Annotated in this window: 17 protein-coding genes; 12 read left to right on the forward strand and 5 right to left on the reverse strand. The window is 60.6% G+C overall.

The window, feature by feature from the left end; all coding sequences use genetic code 11:
- Positions 1-35: 35 nt before the first annotated feature.
- Entirely contained in the window at positions 36-638 is a 603-nt protein-coding gene (locus tag M5C01_RS23715) for a peroxiredoxin (RefSeq protein ID WP_103494166.1), read from the reverse strand.
- A gap of 287 nt (positions 639-925) precedes the next feature.
- Between M5C01_RS23715 and M5C01_RS23720 the strand changes: the two genes are divergently transcribed.
- Complete coding sequence (locus M5C01_RS23720; RefSeq protein ID WP_103494167.1) at positions 926-1144, forward strand: bacterioferritin-associated ferredoxin; 219 nt, start codon at positions 926-928, stop codon at positions 1142-1144.
- Positions 1145-1344: 200 nt separating this feature from the next.
- On the forward strand, positions 1345-1815 hold the full coding sequence (gene bfr / locus M5C01_RS23725; RefSeq protein WP_152740902.1) for a bacterioferritin: 471 nt from the start codon (positions 1345-1347) through the stop codon (positions 1813-1815).
- A 184-nt stretch (positions 1816-1999) separates the two neighbouring features.
- Here bfr and grxD read toward each other — a convergent pair whose 3' ends face one another.
- From grxD to M5C01_RS23740, 3 genes are all read right to left on the reverse strand, one after another.
- Complete coding sequence (gene grxD / locus M5C01_RS23730; RefSeq protein WP_103494169.1) at positions 2000-2341, reverse strand: Grx4 family monothiol glutaredoxin; 342 nt, start codon at positions 2339-2341, stop codon at positions 2000-2002.
- A gap of 109 nt (positions 2342-2450) precedes the next feature.
- Positions 2451-4556: a molybdopterin oxidoreductase family protein gene (locus tag M5C01_RS23735; protein ID WP_152740903.1), complete on the reverse strand. Its 2106-nt coding sequence runs from the start codon at positions 4554-4556 to the stop codon at positions 2451-2453.
- A 135-nt stretch (positions 4557-4691) separates the two neighbouring features.
- A complete protein-coding gene (locus M5C01_RS23740) occupies positions 4692-4982 on the reverse strand; it encodes a hypothetical protein (RefSeq protein ID WP_103494171.1) in 291 nt (96 codons plus the stop codon).
- A gap of 419 nt (positions 4983-5401) precedes the next feature.
- On the opposite strand from M5C01_RS23740, the gene argF reads away from it, so the two are divergent.
- Both argF and M5C01_RS23750 read left to right on the forward strand, forming a co-directional pair.
- Positions 5402-6322, forward strand: coding sequence for an ornithine carbamoyltransferase (gene argF / locus M5C01_RS23745; protein ID WP_152740904.1), 921 nt, complete (start codon positions 5402-5404; stop codon positions 6320-6322).
- Positions 6319-7368: an ABC transporter ATP-binding protein gene (locus M5C01_RS23750; RefSeq protein WP_152740905.1), complete on the forward strand. Its 1050-nt coding sequence runs from the start codon at positions 6319-6321 to the stop codon at positions 7366-7368. Before argF ends, M5C01_RS23750 begins: the two co-directional genes overlap by 4 nt.
- 13 nt (positions 7369-7381) lie before the next feature.
- On the opposite strand, the gene ybaK is transcribed toward M5C01_RS23750, so the two are convergent.
- On the reverse strand, positions 7382-7852 hold the full coding sequence (gene ybaK, locus M5C01_RS23755; protein ID WP_040070355.1) for a Cys-tRNA(Pro) deacylase: 471 nt from the start codon (positions 7850-7852) through the stop codon (positions 7382-7384).
- Between the two features lie 372 nt (positions 7853-8224).
- Between ybaK and M5C01_RS23760 the strand changes: the two genes are divergently transcribed.
- The 8 genes from M5C01_RS23760 to M5C01_RS23795 all read left to right on the forward strand — a co-directional run bounded on the left by M5C01_RS23760 (position 8225) and on the right by M5C01_RS23795 (position 17252).
- On the forward strand, positions 8225-9076 hold the full coding sequence (locus tag M5C01_RS23760; RefSeq protein WP_103494174.1) for an MIP/aquaporin family protein: 852 nt from the start codon (positions 8225-8227) through the stop codon (positions 9074-9076).
- Positions 9077-9171: 95 nt separating this feature from the next.
- Positions 9172-10677, forward strand: coding sequence for a glycerol kinase GlpK (gene glpK, locus M5C01_RS23765; RefSeq protein ID WP_152740906.1), 1506 nt, complete (start codon positions 9172-9174; stop codon positions 10675-10677).
- A gap of 289 nt (positions 10678-10966) precedes the next feature.
- Positions 10967-11722, forward strand: a complete 756-nt coding sequence (locus tag M5C01_RS23770; protein WP_152740907.1) for a DeoR/GlpR family transcriptional regulator — start codon at positions 10967-10969, stop codon at positions 11720-11722.
- A 299-nt stretch (positions 11723-12021) separates the two neighbouring features.
- A complete protein-coding gene (glpD, locus tag M5C01_RS23775; RefSeq protein ID WP_152740908.1) occupies positions 12022-13560 on the forward strand; it encodes a glycerol-3-phosphate dehydrogenase in 1539 nt (512 codons plus the stop codon).
- A gap of 429 nt (positions 13561-13989) precedes the next feature.
- On the forward strand, positions 13990-14904 hold the full coding sequence (locus M5C01_RS23780; RefSeq protein WP_103494178.1) for a glutamate/aspartate ABC transporter substrate-binding protein: 915 nt from the start codon (positions 13990-13992) through the stop codon (positions 14902-14904).
- Positions 14905-15103: 199 nt separating this feature from the next.
- Complete coding sequence (locus tag M5C01_RS23785) at positions 15104-15850, forward strand: amino acid ABC transporter permease (protein ID WP_103494179.1); 747 nt, start codon at positions 15104-15106, stop codon at positions 15848-15850.
- On the forward strand, positions 15850-16521 hold the full coding sequence (locus tag M5C01_RS23790) for an ABC transporter permease subunit (protein WP_103494180.1): 672 nt from the start codon (positions 15850-15852) through the stop codon (positions 16519-16521). The genes M5C01_RS23785 and M5C01_RS23790 overlap by 1 nt, the downstream gene beginning before the upstream one ends.
- On the forward strand, positions 16518-17252 hold the full coding sequence (locus M5C01_RS23795) for an amino acid ABC transporter ATP-binding protein (protein ID WP_103494181.1): 735 nt from the start codon (positions 16518-16520) through the stop codon (positions 17250-17252). Before M5C01_RS23790 ends, M5C01_RS23795 begins: the two co-directional genes overlap by 4 nt.
- Positions 17253-17398 lie beyond the last annotated feature (146 nt).

Raw genomic sequence — 17398 nt, forward strand, 5'->3', positions numbered from 1 at the left:
ATCAAGACCGGTTTTTTTATGCATGAAGCTGGCGCTTACAGCTTGCCGGCGTTCTCGGTCAGGTACTTGGCAACGCCTTCTGGCGAAGCGTCCATGCCCTTGTCGCCTTTTTTCCAGTTGGCTGGGCAGACTTCGCCGTGCTCTTCGTGGAATTGCAGGGCGTCGACCAGACGAATCAGTTCTTCCATGTTACGGCCCAGCGGCAGGTCGTTGATGATCTGCGAGCGGACAACGCCCTTGTCGTCGATCAGGAACGCGCCACGGAAGGCCACGCCGCCTTCGGACTCAACGTCGTAGGCCTTGGCGATGTCGTGCTTCATGTCGGCAGCCATGGTGTATTTGACTTTGCCGATGCCGCCGTCATTGATGGCGGTGTTGCGCCAGGCGTTGTGGGTGAAATGCGAGTCGATCGAAACGGCCACGACTTCAACGTTGCGCGCCTTGAAATCGTCCATGCGGTGGTCCAGGGCGATCAGCTCGGACGGGCAGACGAAGGTGAAGTCCAGCGGGTAGAAGAACACCAGGCCGTATTTGCCTTTGATGGCCGAGGACAGGGTGAAGCTTTCAACGATTTCGCCATTGCCCAGTACGGCAGGGACGGTGAAGTCGGGGGCTTGTTTGCCTACGAGTACGCTCATTGGATATCTCCTGGTGTTGATGCGGTAAAGAACAAGGTCCAGCCCAGCCTGCCATAAGCAGACGACAAGACTGTGACGTGACCTACCTTCCTAAGGACCGACCATCATACACCGCGTTTTTCCACTGTCCCCAACGCTTTTTACAAACTCGCCCGCCAAGGCGGTGACACCGTTCGTCAGACAAGCAGCGCGTTGACAAAAGCTTTACCGAAAGCACTTTGACAATCATTCTCGTTAACATTAAGATCCAGCGCAATCGAGCCTTAATCAGCGATGGTTCTCACCTTATGTATGTCTGCCTCTGCACTGGCGTCACCGATGGGCAAATCCGCGAAGCGATTTATGAAGGTTGCTGCAGCTATCGCGAAGTGCGACAAGCCACCGGCGTGGCCAGCCAATGCGGCAAATGTGCGTGCCTGGCCAAGCAGGTGGTGCGCGAGACCCTGACCGAGCTGCAAAGCCAGCAGGCGGCGATCCCTTACCCGGTAGAATTTTCCGCCGCGTAAAGAACGAACTTTAAAAGAGCCGGACCTCGCGTCCGGTTTTTTTATGCCTGTAATTCAATCGCTTAGGACTAAGACGCGGAACACAAACATTCTTATTCCGATTAATTTTTATATATGATTCAACAACTTAGGTTTGACACTCGAAGTTGCCGGGATCAAACTCTGCCTTATAGTCAGTTATTACAGGACAGGTCCACACCATGAAAGGCGATATCACGGTCATCCAGCATCTCAACAAGATCCTTGCCAATGAGCTGGTCGCGATCAACCAATACTTCCTGCACGCACGCATGTATGAAGACTGGGGCCTGAACAAGCTGGGCAAGCACGAATACCACGAGTCCATCGACGAGATGAAGCACGCGGACAAGCTGATCAAGCGCATCCTGTTCCTCGAGGGCCTGCCCAACGTGCAGGACCTGGGCAAGCTGCACATCGGCGAACACACCAAGGAAATGCTCGAGTGCGACCTGCGCATCGAACGCAGCGGCCATGCCGACCTGAAAGTGGCCATTGCCCACTGTGAAGCCACGGGCGACTTCGGCAGCCGCGAACTGCTGGAGGATATCCTCGAATCCGAGGAAGAGCATATCGACTGGCTGGAAACCCAACTGGGCCTGATCGACAAAGTCGGTCTCGAGAACTACCTGCAGTCGCAAATGGGCGAATAAACAGCGCCCATTAAAAAGCCCCGCCTTCTTGTTCAGAGTGCGGGGCTTTTTTACAGGTGCCGAATAAACAAACACCTATCCCTGTAGGCACTGGCTTGCCGGCGATGAGGCCCGTAAGTCTTGTATCGATCTTGCGGACGTCATCGCCGGCAAGCCGGCTCCTACAGGATTGCGTGCAATCGACTCAGGCTTCGGTCTTGGCCGCTGCCGCTTTGGTCGCTGCATCCTTGACCAGGGCCTGCAACTCACCGTTGGCGAACATTTCCGCCATGATGTCGCTGCCGCCGACCAGTTCGCCACCGACCCACAGTTGTGGGAACGTCGGCCAGTTGGCGTACTTCGGCAGGTTGGCGCGGATTTCCGGATTCTGCAGGATGTCCACGTAGGCGAACTTCTCGCCACAGCCCATCACGGCCTGCGCGGCCTTGGCGGAAAAGCCGCACTGTGGAGCATTCGGCGAGCCTTTCATGTAAAGCAGAATGGTGTTGTTGGCAATCTGCTCTTTAATCGTTTCGATGATATCCACAAGGCACCTCTTCTGAACTTTCCGACTCTGTTGTCGGCACGGTGAGGCATTGTAACGGAAAGCCGAGCGTGGTGCTCGGTCTGCCCGATATCCGCCACCATGGCCGTTGTCAGGCCGCCGCCACCGTGACTGGCACGCCGTTCAGCGCCGCGTTGCCAGACAAGACGTCCAATTGGCGTTCATCGGTCAGGTCGTTGGCGCTGGAGCCCGGCTGGCCACTGGCAATCGCCATCTTCACCCCGGGCCGCGCATGCCCCCAACCATGGGGCAGGCTCACAACGCCAGGCATCATCTCCAGGCTGGCGAGCACCTCCACCTCGATCATGCCGACCCGCGAGCTGACCTGCACCCGCTGCCCATCCTCGAGACTGCGGCTGGCCAGGTCATCGGGGTGCATCAGCAGTTGATGGCGCGGCTTGCCCTTCACCAGGCGGTGATAGTTGTGCATCCACGAATTATTGCTACGTACATGCCGGCGGCCGATCATCAGCAACTCCCCGACTTGTGGTGCCTGTTGCGCGGCGAAGCGAGCGAGGTCGGCGAGGATCACCGCCGGCGCCGCCTGGACCCGCTGCCCGGGCGTCTTGAGGCGTGGCGCCAGGTTCGGCTTGAGCGCGCCGAGATCGACGCCATGGGGAAAGTCCTCCAGGGTCTTGAGCGACAGCTGGTGCGACGAGGCATCGCCATACAGCCCCATGCGCAAGCCCATGTCGATCATCTGCGCCGGGGCCATGGTCGGCTTGAGCACCTGGCCGGTCAGGCTGGAAAACGCCTTGGCCAGGCCGACAAAAATCTCCCAGTCGTGCAACGCACCGGCAGGCTTGGCCAGGATCGCCTTGTTGAAACGGCTGACGTTACGCACCGCGAACATATTGAAGGTGGTGTCGTAGTGATCGTTTTCCAGGGCCGAGGTCGACGGCAGGATCAGGTCGGCATAACGGGTGGTTTCGTTGATGTACAGGTCGATACTGACCATGAACTCCAGGCCGTCCAGTGCCTGCTCCAGTTGCCGGCCATTGGGCGTGGACAACACCGGGTTGCCGGCGATCGTCACCAGGGCCCGCACCTGCCCTTCCCCTTCGCTGAGCATTTCCTCGGCCAGGGCCGACACCGGCAGTTCGCCACTGTACTCCGGCAGCCCGGACACCCGGCTCTGCCAGCGATTGAAGTGGCCGCCGGAGGTCGAGGCCACCAGGTCCACCGCAGGCTCGGTGCACAAGGCCCCGCCGACCCGATCGAGATTGCCGGTCACCAGGTTGATCAACTGCACCAGCCAGTGACACAAGGTGCCGAACGACTGGGTCGAGACGCCCATCCGCCCATAGCAGACCGCCTTGTCCGCCGCGGCGAAGTCCCGGGCCAGTTGGCGGATCTGCGCCGCCGGCACCGCACACAGCGAACTCATGGATTCGGCGCTGAAACCGGCCACGGCCTGGCGCACTTCATCGAGGCCGTCCACCGGCAAATGGCTGGCACGCGTCAGCCCTTCAGCGAACAAGGTATTGAGCAGGCCGAACAGCAAGGCCGCATCCCCGCCCGGACGCACGAACAGGTGCTGGTCGGCCATGGCCGCCGTTTCGCTGCGCCGAGGATCGACCACCACGACTTTGCCGCCCCGGGCCTGGATCGCCTTCAGGCGCTTTTCCACATCCGGCACGGTCATGATGCTGCCGTTGGAAGCCAGTGGATTACCGCCCAGGATCAACATGAAATCGGTGTGATCGATATCCGGAATCGGCAGCAACAGGCCATGGCCATACATCAGGTGGCTGCTCAGGTGGTGCGGCAATTGATCGACGGAGGTCGCGGAAAAACGATTGCGGGTTTTCAACAGGCCGAGAAAGTAGTTGCCGTGGGTCATCAACCCATAGTTGTGCACACTGGGGTTGCCCTGATAGATCGCCACGGCATTCTGGCCATGCCGGGCCTGGATCGCCGCCAGGCGTTCGGCCACCAGGGCAAAGGCCTCATCCCACTCGATCGGCAACCATTCGCTGCCCACTCGACGCATCGGCTGGCGCAGACGATCCGGATCGTTCTGGATATCCTGCAGCGCCACCGCCTTGGGACAGATATGCCCGCGACTGAAGGTATCCAGCGGATCGCCCTTGATCGAGGTGATCTGCACCGACGCTTCGGTGGTGGTGGTTTCGATGGTCAGGCCGCAGATGGCCTCGCACAGGTGGCAGGCACGGTGGTGGAGAGTCTTGGTCATGGCCAGTCTCTGTCTTGTTCAAGGCAACCCGGATCGGTTGCGAGAACAAAACTATGGCCCTACGCCGGGCAGCATGCCAGCGACGTTCATCTTGTGAATCGGGGGGCATCAGGCCTGCCGATGGCAGCCCTGAAATCAGGCCGAGGGCAGCATGGGAGCAGGTTGCAACTGGATCTCCTCAATCGTCTCGAGCTGCTCCTGGCCCATGTGGACCCCGGTCAGCTCGCCGATCAGGCGCCAATGCTCGTCGAGACCGGAACTGATGGTCGCCATGCGATCGATCATCCGACGACCGGCCGCCCGGGTCACTTCATCTTCGCTGCGCAACAACTCGAACGACATCGAGGTCACGGAGGCGGTCATATGGGTCAGTGCCTGCGCCGTCAGCTTCAGCAATTCCATCAATTGTTGCTCTTTCGATTCCATTCCAAAGCCTCCATGTGTCCGCGGTGACACATTTTACAACCTAGCGGATTAGTTTAGGAAATGTTTCCACACCGGCCATCTTGCACGCCAATACCCCGCCCGGACAGTCAGAAAGCGACCAGGACCCGCCTGCGCCCGTCGCCCTCGATTGCCAAGGGTTCCGGGCACAGTGTACAAAGACCCGCTGTCGCCAGTGAGCCGGCGTGTATCGGACAGGGAAAAGGTCATGCCCAGCAAGACGATGCAGACCTCAACCGCCCTTAAACTAAGCCTCCTATTGGTAACACGCGACATTTTCTTATACGATCGCGTCTTCCCCTATTTCGTCGCCCCGTGCGGCTTACGCCGCAGGTCTCGCCCGTTTTTCCGTAAAACCCGGCTTTGAGTATCTGCGGTCTGTTGCAAAAAGGTAGTTAATGATGAGCGCAAGGCACTTTCTCTCCCTGATGGATTGCACGCCCGAAGAGCTGGTCAGCGTGATTCGTCGAGGCATCGAGCTGAAGGACCTGCGTGACCGCGGCGTACTCTTCGAGCCACTCAAGGGTCGGATTCTCGGGATGATTTTCGAGAAATCCTCGACGCGCACCCGCGTCTCCTTCGAAGCCGGCATGATCCAGCTGGGCGGCCAGGCGATTTTCCTCTCGCCGCGCGACACCCAACTGGGCCGGGGCGAGCCGATCGGCGACAGCGCCATCGTCCTGTCGCGCATGCTCGATGTGGTCATGCTCCGCACCTTCAAGCACAGCACCCTGACCGAGTTCGCCGCCAACTCCCGGGTCCCGGTGATCAACGGCCTGTCCGATGACCTGCATCCCTGCCAGTTGCTCGCCGACATGCAGACGTTCCTCGAACATCGCGGCTCGATCCAGGGCAAGACCGTGACCTGGATCGGCGACGGCAACAACATGTGCAACAGCTATATCGAGGCGGCCATCCAGTTCGACTTCCAGCTGCGGGTCAGTTGCCCCGAAGGTTATGACCCCAGCCCGGCGCTGCTGGCCCAGGCTGGCGAGCGGGTCCGACTGGTCCGCGATCCACGTGAAGCGGTACGCGGCGCGCACCTGGTGAGCACCGATGTCTGGACTTCCATGGGCCAGGAAGAAGAAACCGCCAAGCGCCTGGCCCTGTTCGCGCCCCTGCAGGTCACCCGCGAACTGCTCGACCTGGCCGCGCCCGACGTGCTGTTCCTGCACTGCCTGCCGGCCCACCGGGGTGAGGAAATCAGCCTCGACCTGCTCGACGACCCGCGTTCGGTCGCCTGGGACCAGGCCGAGAACCGCCTGCATGCACAAAAGGCCCTGCTCGAATTCCTGGTTGCGCCGGCGTATCGCCCTGCATGAGTCATTCGCCGCTGTTGAACCTGCATGACCTGGCCTGCGGCTATCAAGCGCAACGGGTCGTGCAGAACCTCAACCTGCACCTCAACAGCGGGGACATCGGTTGCCTCCTCGGTGCGTCCGGGTGCGGCAAGACCACCACCCTGCGAGCCATTGCCGGTTTCGAGCCGGTGCACGAGGGCGAAATCCAGCTGGCGGGCAACGTCATCTCCCGCGCCGGTTTCACCCTCGCGCCGGAGAAACGCCGGATCGGCATGGTGTTCCAGGACTACGCGCTGTTTCCGCACCTGAGCGTCGCCGACAACATCGCCTTCGGCATTCGCCTGCACCCGCGCAAGACTCGGATCACCGAGGAAATGCTCGAGCTGGTCAACCTCAAGGGACTGGGCAAGCGTTATCCCCATGAACTCTCCGGCGGCCAGCAACAACGGGTGGCCCTGGCCCGCGCCCTGGCGCCGGAGCCGCAACTGCTGTTGCTCGACGAGCCGTTTTCCAACCTCGATGTGGAGTTGCGGCGCAAGCTCAGCCAGGAAGTCCGGGATATCCTCAAGCAGCGCGGCACCAGCGCGATCCTGGTGACCCACGACCAGGAAGAAGCCTTCGCCGTCAGCGACCAGGTCGGTGTGTTCAAGGAGGGCCGTCTGGAACAGTGGGATACGCCCTACAACCTTTATCACCAACCGCAGACGCCTTTCGTCGCGAGCTTTATCGGCCAGGGCTACTTCATTCGTGGGCAGCTGAGCAGCCAGGAGTCAGTGCAGACCGAACTGGGCGTGCTGCGCGGCAATCGGGCCTACGCCTGGCCGCTGGGCGGTGCAGTGGATGTGCTGCTACGGCCGGATGACATCGTCCATGCCCCGGACAGCGCGCTGAAGGCCACGGTCCTCGGCAAGACCTTCCTCGGCGCCTCGACCCTGTATCGCCTGCAACTGCCCAGCGGCAGCCAGCTGGAATCGATTTTCCCCAGTCACGTCGATCACCTGCCGGGAACATCGGTAGGTATTCGCGTGACAGCCGAGCATCTGGTGCTGTTCCAGCCCGCCGCGTAGACCGTGAGCGGGATCAGGCGCGGCCGATATCGGCGAACTTCGCCTGGGTATGCTCGGCCAGCACCGCCGGCGCCAACTCCACTTCCAGGCCACGACGGCCGGCACTGACGAAAATACTCGCGAAGGGCTGCGCGCTCTGGTCGATAAACGTGCGCAAGCGCTTCTTCTGCCCGAGCGGGCTGATCCCACCCAGCAGATAGCCGGTGGCCCGCTGGGCCGCCGCCGGATCCGCCATCTCGACCTTCTTGACCCCCGCCGCCTGGGCCAGCGCCTTCAGGTCCAGACTTCCGACGACCGGCACTACCGCCACCAGCAACTCGGCCTTTTCCGTACTGGCGAGCAGCGTCTTGAACACCTGCGCCGGAGCCAATCCCAGTTTTTCCGCGGCCTCCAGACCATAAGAAGCGGCTTTCGGATCGTGTTCATAACTGTGTACGCGATGTTCGGCACGAACTTTTTTCAGCAGGTCCAATGCGGGGGTCATGGCAGGTCCAGGCGGCTCGGAAGACAAGCGCGGATTTTAGGCTATTCGCAACGAAAAGGCTCTATGACAGGCCAAGCCTCAAGATTTTCCTAGGCTCACCAGAGCCAATAAATGCGTAAAAAACACCTTGATCCTACATACAAATCATCCTCATTCACGAAGCTATTCCTCAAAAAGTGGACTATCGTTCATTTTCGACCTTTGACATCAGCGTTTCTTGTCTATATTTTTTCGAAACTGAAGATTACAGTCCTACACTCAGCAGCAACGAGCGGTAAGCCGAAATCAGAGATGGGGATTCCTGAGCTTCGGTGCAAGTCCACGTCCGTCATTGGGACGGACGTCTAACAACAACAAAAATCGAGGTGTCCAATGAGTACCGCTTTGAAACAACCATCGCTCTCGGGCCAATGCATCGCCGAATTCCTCGGCACCGCGCTGTTGATCTTTTTCGGCACCGGCTGTGTTGCCGCGCTCAAGGTCGCGGGTGCCACCTTTGGTCTGTGGGAAATCAGCATCATCTGGGGCATGGGCGTGAGCATGGCGATCTACCTGACCGCCGGCGTTTCCGGCGCTCACCTGAACCCGGCCGTGAGCATTGCGCTGTGCCTGTTCGCCGATTTCGATAAACGCAAACTGCCGTTCTACATCCTTGCCCAGGTCGCCGGGGCCTTCTGTGCCGCCGCGTTGGTTTACACGCTCTACAGCAACCTGTTCTTCGATTTCGAACAAACCCACCATATGATCCGCGGCTCCCAGGCCAGCCTGGAACTGGCATCGGTGTTTTCCACCTACCCCAACCCGGCCCTGAGCACTGCCCAGGCGTTCCTGGTGGAGGTGGTGATCACCGCGATCCTGATGGGCGTGATCATGTCCCTGACCGACGACAACAACGGCCTGCCCAATGGCCCGTTGGCCCCACTGCTGATCGGCCTGCTGATCGCCGTGATCGGCAGCGCGATGGGTCCGTTGACCGGTTTTGCGATGAACCCTGCACGGGATTTCGGCCCCAAGCTGATGACCTTCCTCTTCGGCTGGGGTGATATCGCCTTCACCGGCGGACGCGACATTCCGTACTTCCTGATTCCGATCTTTGCACCGATTGTCGGTGCCTGCCTGGGCGCCGTGCTGTATCGCGGGATGATTGCCCGCCATCTGCCCAGCGCCCAACCCGCGCTACAGGAAGAACCCGCGACCGCGGCCAAAAAGGTCCAGGCTTCCTGAAACACCTGCAAGATGCCACTCCCTGTGAGCGCCCTTCTCCCTGAGGGCACTCATCCCGGCACTTTTTTTCCCTATATTCATCAAGGCAATCGAAAATGACCGACACTCAGAATAAGAACTACATCATTGCCCTCGATCAGGGTACGACCAGCTCGCGGGCGATCATCTTCGATCGCGACGCCAATGTGGTCGGCACCGCCCAGCGCGAATTCCAGCAGCACTATCCACAAGCCGGCTGGGTCGAACACGACCCGATGGAAATCTTCGCCACCCAGAGCGCGGTCATGGTTGAAGCCCTGGCGCAAGCCGGCCTGCACCACGACCAGGTCGCCGCCATCGGCATCACCAACCAGCGTGAAACCACCGTGGTCTGGGACAAGGTCAGCGGCCGTCCGATCTACAACGCCATCGTCTGGCAGTGCCGCCGCAGCACCGAGATCTGCCAACAGCTCAAGCGCGACGGTCACGAAGAGTACATCCGCGAAACCACCGGCCTGGTCACCGACCCGTACTTCTCCGGCACCAAGCTGAAGTGGATCCTCGACAACGTCGAAGGCAGCCGTGAACGCGCACGCAGCGGCGAGCTGCTGTTCGGCACCATCGACAGCTGGCTGATCTGGAAATTCACCGGCGGCAAGACCCACGTCACCGACTACACCAACGCCTCGCGCACCATGCTCTTCAACATCCACTCCCTGGAGTGGGATGCGAAGATGCTGGAGATCCTCGACATTCCCCGGGAAATGCTTCCGGAAGTGAAGTCGTCCTCGGAAATCTACGGCCACACCAAGAGCGGCATCGCCATCGGCGGTATCGCCGGCGACCAGCAAGCGGCCCTGTTCGGCCAGATGTGCGTGGAGCCGGGCCAGGCGAAAAACACCTACGGCACTGGCTGCTTCCTGCTGATGAACACCGGCACCAAGGCCGTCCGCTCCAAGCACGGCATGCTCACCACCATCGCCTGCGGCCCTCGCGGCGAAGTGGCTTACGCCCTGGAAGGCGCGGTATTCAACGGTGGCTCGACCATCCAGTGGCTGCGTGACGAACTGAAGCTGATCAACGACGCCTTCGATACCGAATACTTCGCCGGCAAGGTCAAGGACAGCAACGGCGTGTACCTGGTACCGGCCTTCACAGGCCTGGGCGCTCCGTACTGGGACCCCTATGCCCGTGGCGCACTGTTCGGCCTGACCCGTGGGGTGAAGGTGGATCACATCATTCGTGCCGCCCTGGAGTCGATCGCCTACCAGACCCGCGACGTGCTGGACGCCATGCAACAGGACTCGGGCGAACGCCTCAAGGCCCTGCGCGTGGACGGCGGCGCGGTGGCCAACAACTTCCTGATGCAGTTCCAGGCCGACATTCTCGGGACCCAGGTCGAGCGCCCGCAAATGCGCGAAACCACGGCACTCGGCGCGGCCTACCTGGCCGGCCTGGCGTGCGGTTTCTGGGGCAGCCTGGAAGAGCTGCGGGGCAAGGCGGTGATCGAGCGCGAGTTCGAGCCGCAGCGTCCTGAGGCCGAGAAGGAAAAACTTTACGCCGGCTGGCAGAAAGCGGTTAGCCGTACCCGCGATTGGGAACCGCACGAAGAAAGCAACTAAGCCGAACGCTGTTCATTAGGCTGAACACGGCCCTGTAGGAGCAGGGCTTGCCCGCGAAGGCGTCCTTGAAGACGCCAAAAGCTTCGCTGGCAAGCCAAGCTCCTACAGGTTTTGTGGCGCTCCCGAGATCGGACGACGCTCAACAGGCCGCAGAAACAAGAGCGACCTCAACAGCAACAACGTACGACACCCCCACCGCACATCCGCGATTGATTGGCCCCGCAAGTGGCAGACAGGTCCTTCCTGCGGCATGATGGAAGAATTTGTACGGCAGCCCAAAGGACGCCCAATGAATCTGCCTCCCCGCCAGCAACAAATCCTCGAACTGGTCCGCGAACGCGGTTATGTCAGCATCGAGGAAATGGCCCAGCTTTTTGTCGTGACCCCGCAAACCATCCGCCGCGATATCAACCAACTGGCGGATTCCAATCTGCTCCGTCGCTACCACGGTGGCGCGGCCTACGACTCCAGCGTGGAAAACACCGCCTACGCCATGCGCGCCGACCAGATGCGCGATGAAAAACAACGCATAGCCGAAGCCATCGCCGCCCATATCCCCGATCATGCCTCGCTGTTCATCAATATCGGCACCACCACCGAATCCATCGCCCGGGCGCTGCTCAATCACAACCACTTGAAGATCATCACCAACAATCTGCACGTGGCCTCGATCCTCAGCGCCAAGGATGATTTCGAAGTCCAGCTGGCCGGCGGTAACGTGCGCCGTGACGGCGGTGTAGTGGGCCAGGCCAGCGTCGACTTCATCAACCAGTTCAAGGTCGACTTTGCCCTGGTGGGCATCAGCGGCATCGACGAAGACGGCAGCCTGCTGGACTTCGATTACCAGGAAGTGCGGGTTTCCCAGGCGATCATCGCCAATGCGCGCCAGGTCATCCTGGCCGCGGACTCCAGCAAGTTCGGGCGCAATGCCATGGTTCGCCTGGGGCCCATCACCCTGATCGACGCCCTGGTGACCGACCAGGCGCCCGTACCCGCGCTGGCCCAACTGCTGCAGCAGCACAAGATCCGCCTGGAAGTGGTCTGACCCCCTTGTAGGAGCAAGCTTGCTCGCGATGGACGTAAAGGCACCGCGATTATTCAGATACCCCGCGTTGGCGTTGACGACCATCGCGAGCAATCGAGCGTCGACCGGCTGCTCCTACAGTAACAAGGGCGCACCACCTCTCTCGCCCTACAATGTTCGATAATTTTCCTTTCCACCTATCCTGATGGATTTTTTCAATCAGGGTTGACTGGTCGTGAGCACGTTTATCCGCTACTATTTTCGAAAGTGAACATTAATGTTCGAATTCAAATATAGAGAAGACCCTGCGAGGCTCACCGATGAACCCCAGCACCTTGCCTGCCCCACCCCTTGCCGAGCTCTATGACATCGCCGTGATTGGCGGTGGTATCAATGGTGTCGGGATTGCCGCGGACGCAGCCGGTCGCGGTCTCTCGGTGTTCCTTTGCGAAAAGGACGACCTGGCCAGCCATACCTCCTCGGCCAGCAGCAAGCTGATCCACGGTGGCCTGCGCTACCTGGAACACTACGAATTCCGCCTGGTGCGCGAAGCCCTGGCCGAACGTGAGGTGCTGCTCGCCAAGGCCCCGCATATCGTCAAGCCGATGCGTTTCGTCCTGCCCCATCGTCCGCACCTGCGTCCGGCCTGGATGATTCGTGCCGGCCTGTTCCTGTATGACCATCTGGGCAAGCGCGAGAAACTCGCCGGTTCGAAAAGCCTGAAGTTCGGCGCCGACAGCGCGCTCAAGGCCGAAATCACCAAAGGTTTCGAATACTCCGATTGCTGGGTCGACGACGCGCGCCTGGTGGTGCTCAATGCCATGGCCGCGCGAGAGAACGGCGCCCATGTACACACCCGCACCCGCTGCGTCAGCGCCCGTCGCGGCAATGGCCTGTGGCATCTGGAGATGGAACACGGCAACGGCATGCGTTTCTCGATCCAGGCCAAGGCCCTGGTCAACGCGGCCGGCCCCTGGGTCGCCAAGTTCATCAAGGACGACCTGAAGCTGGAATCGCCCTACGGCATCCGCCTGATCCAGGGCAGCCACCTGATCGTGCCTCGGTTGTACGAAGGCGAACACGCGCACATCCTGCAGAACGAGGACCAGCGCATCGTCTTCACCATTCCGTATCTGGACCGTTTCACCCTGATCGGCACCACCGACCGCGAATACCAGGGCGACCCGGCCAAGGTCAGTATCACCGAAGCCGAAACCGACTACCTGCTCAAGGTGGTCAACGCACACTTCAAGAAGCAGCTGGCCCGTGGCGATATCCTGCACAGCTATTCCGGCGTCCGGCCGCTGTGCAACGACGAGTCCGACAACCCTTCGGCGGTGACTCGCGATTACACCCTGGCGCTCTCCGGCGGCAACGATGAAGCCCCGCTGCTGTCGGTGTTCGGCGGCAAACTGACCACCTACCGCAAGCTCGCCGAATCGGCGCTGGCCCAGCTGGCACCGTTCTTCAAGAACATGAAACCGAGCTGGACCGCCACCTCGACCTTGCCCGGCGGCGAAGACATGACCACGCGCCAGGCCCTGAGCCACGAGATCCGTACCCGCTTCGACTGGATTCCAACCGAGATCGCCCGGCGTTGGGCGAGCACCTACGGCAGCCGCACCTGGCGCCTGCTGGAGGGCGTGCAGAACCTGAGCGACCTGGGCGAACACCTGGGTGGCGGCCTCTATACCCGCGAAGTCGATTACCTGTGCAGCGAAGAGTGGGCCTGCGCGGCCGTGGATATCCTGTGGCGGCGCAGCAAGCTGGGCCTGTTCACCACGGCGGCCGAGCAGCAACAGTTGCAGCACTATCTGGACAAGGTCGAGCAGCACCGCGGCAAGATCGAAGCGGCCTGATTTCGGGCACGTCTCAAAGCCGCCAAGAGCTTCGTCGGAACGCCGCCCGGACCAAGCCCTGCTCCTACAGTTCATCGTCGTTCACCCATTTTGTGTACGACACCACATTGTAGGAGCAGGGCTTGCCCGCGAAGAGGCCCTTGCGATCACCAACCCCCTCAAAAACAAGCCCCTTCCCATTCGGTTTTCCGAACAGCCCTTCGCCAACCATTCGGCAAACCGGACGCCAGACGCTCCGAAACCTCTCGAAACAATCAGATTCCCCTTTAAAATCAATGACTAAAACCTCACCCCCAAGCCTGGCATGAGTCGTGCTCTACACTCGATACCGAATGCTCAGGCCGCCCTTGGGGTCGGATGAGCGCTTCGAAGTACCCGAGAGTCGGCTGACCGACTCCATAAGAAAAACAATCTCGAGGAAACCATCTGATGCGCATCGTTCCCCAGCTTCTGGGCGCAGCTATCGCTGTTGCTCTGATCAGTACTCCAGTTTTCGCCGCTGAACTGACCGGCACCCTGAAGAAGATCAAAGAGTCCGGCACCATCACCCTCGGGCATCGCGACAGCTCCATTCCGTTCTCCTACATCGCGGATGCGTCCGGCAAGCCAGTGGGCTACTCCCACGATATCCAGCTGGCCATCGTCGAAGGCATCAAGAAAGACCTCGACATGCCAGACCTCAAGGTCAAGTACAACCTGGTCACTTCCCAAACCCGTATCCCGCTGGTGCAGAACGGCACCGTCGACGTCGAGTGTGGTTCCACCACCAACAACGCCGAACGCGGCCAGCAAGTGGACTTCTCGGTCGGCATCTTCGAAATCGGCACCCGCCTGCTGTCGAAGAAAGACTCCACCTACAAGGACTTCGCCGACCTCAAGGGCAAGAACGTCGTGACCACCGCCGGCACCACGTCCGAGCGCATCATCAAGGCGATGAACGCCGACAAGCAGATGGGCATGAACGTCATCTCCGCCAAGGACCATGGCGAAGCCTTCAACATGCTCGAAAGCGGCCGCGCCGTGGCCTTCATGATGGACGACGCCCTGCTCGCCGGGGAAATGGCCAAGGCCAAGAAGCCTGATGACTGGGCCGTGACCGGCACCCCGCAATCCTACGAAATCTATGGCTGCATGGTCCGCAAGGACGACCCGGCCTTCAAGAAAGCCGTGGATGACGCCATCGTCGCAACCTACAAGTCCGGCGAGATCAACAAGATCTACGCCAAGTGGTTCACCCAGCCGATTCCACCAAAAGGCCTGAACCTGAACTTCCCGATGAGCGACGAGCTCAAGGCCCTGCTGGCCAATCCGAACGACAAGCCTGCACCGGACAAAAAGATCTGATGCACCTCTGAGCGAACTCCCGGTGGCACGAACGCATATCCGGGAGTTTGTTGATATCTGCTGTACTGGCTTCTTCTATTGAGATGGGAAAGACACTCGGACCGCGAGCGGAACGTGTGTGCCTGACGAAGCACGTCAGGCGGGGCGGAGTCCCGGGAAGCACGTGCGTGACCACTGATTGATCCGAGGGGAGACCCGAATGAATTACAACTGGGACTGGGGCGTGTTCTTCAAGTCCACCGGTGTGGGCAGCGAGACCTATCTCGACTGGTTCATCTCCGGACTGGGCTGGACCATCGCCATCGCCGTGGTGGCCTGGATCGTTGCACTGATCCTCGGCTCGCTGCTGGGCGTGATGCGTACCGTACCGAACCGCGTGGTATCGGGCATTGCCACGATCTACGTGGAAATCTTCCGCAACGTGCCGCTGCTGGTGCAACTGTTCATCTGGTACTTCCTGATACCCGATCTGCTGCCGCAAAACCTGCAGGACTGGTACAAACAGGACCTCAATCCGACCACCTCGGCCTACCTGAGCGTCGTCGTCTGCCTGGGCCTGTTCACCGCCGCCCGGGTCTGCGAACAAGTCCGCACCGGCATCCAGGCGCTGCCTCGCGGCCAGGAATCGGCGGCCCGCGCCATGGGCTTCAAGCTGCCGCAGATCTACTGGAACGTGCTGCTGCCGCAAGCCTACCGGATCATCATTCCGCCGCTGACCTCGGAATTCCTCAACGTCTTCAAGAACTCCTCCGTGGCCTCGCTGATCGGCTTGATGGAACTGCTCGCGCAGACCAAGCAGACCGCCGAGTTCTCCGCCAACCTGTTCGAAGCCTTCACCCTGGCGACGCTGATCTACTTCACCCTGAACATGAGCCTGATGTTGCTGATGCGCCTGGTCGAGAAGAAAGTCGCGGTGCCCGGCCTGATCTCCGTGGGGGGTAAATAATGGACTTCGATTTCAGTGGCATCGTCCCGGCCATTCCCGGTCTCTGGAACGGCATGCTGATGACCCTGCAGCTGATGGTGCTGGGTGTTGTCGGCGGCCTGGTCATCGGTACGCTCCTGGCCTTGATGCGCTTGTCTTCGAACAAGCTGCTGGCCAACGTCGCCGGTGCCTACGTCAACTACTTCCGCTCGATCCCGCTGCTGCTGGTGATCACCTGGTTCTACCTGGCGGTACCCTTCGTCCTGCGCTGGATCACCGGAGAAGACACGCCGATCGGCGCGTTCGCCTCCTGCATCGTGGCCTTCATGATGTTCGAAGCGGCGTACTTCTGCGAAATCGTCCGCGCCGGCGTGCAGTCGATCGCCAAGGGCCAGATGGGCGCCGCCCAGGCCCTGGGCATGAGCTATGGCCAGACCATGCGCCTGATCATCCTGCCCCAGGCGTTCCGCAAGATGACCCCGCTGCTGTTGCAGCAGAGCATCATCCTGTTCCAGGACACGTCGCTGGTCTACACCGTGGGCCTGGTGGATTTCCTCAACGCCTCGCGCTCGAGCGGCGACATCATCGGCCGTTCCAATGAATTCCTGATCTTCGCAGGTCTGGTCTACTTCACAATCAGCTTTGCCGCCTCGCTGCTGGTCAAGCGTCTGCAAAAAAGGTTTGCCGTATGATCTCTATCAAGAACATCAACAAGTGGTATGGCGACTTCCAGGTGCTGACCGATTGCAGCACCGAGGTCAGCAAGGGTGAAGTGGTGGTGGTCTGCGGTCCTTCGGGCTCGGGCAAGTCCACCCTGATCAAATGCGTGAACGCCCTGGAACCCTTCCAGAAAGGCGACATCGTGGTCGACGGCACCTCCATCGCCGACCCGAAGACCAACCTGCCGAAGCTGCGTTCGCGGGTCGGCATGGTGTTCCAGCATTTCGAGCTGTTCCCGCACCTGACCATCACCGAAAACCTGACCATCGCGCAGATCAAGGTCCTCGGCCGCAGCAAGGAAGAAGCGACCAGCAAAGGCCTGCAACTGCTGGATCGCGTCGGTCTGTCGGCCCATGCCCACAAGCACCCGGGGCAACTCTCCGGCGGCCAGCAACAGCGTGTGGCGATTGCCCGTGCCCTGGCGATGGACCCGGTGGTGATGCTGTTCGACGAACCGACCTCGGCCCTCGACCCGGAAATGGTCAACGAAGTGCTCGACGTGATGGTGCAGCTCGCCCAGGAAGGCATGACCATGATGTGCGTGACCCACGAAATGGGCTTTGCCCGCAAGGTCGCCAGCCGTGTGATCTTCATGGACCAGGGCAAGATCATCGAGGACTGCAACAAGGACGAGTTCTTCGGCGACATCAGTGCCCGTTCGGAACGTGCGCAGCATTTCCTCGAGAAGATCCTGCAGCACTAAAACCCCAGGCCCCCCTGTAGGAGTCGAGCTTGCTCGCGATGGACGTCAACGATAACACGGGGTACCTGATGCCCCATGGCGCCTGCTCCACCATCGCGAGCAAGCTCCCTCCTACAGGGTTCAGGTGATGGCCGTGCAGACACGCG

The sequence above is a fragment of the Pseudomonas sp. MWU12-2319 genome (assembly GCF_023242525.1).
GTDB classification, from domain to species: Bacteria; Pseudomonadota; Gammaproteobacteria; order Pseudomonadales; family Pseudomonadaceae; genus Aquipseudomonas; species Aquipseudomonas gingeri_D.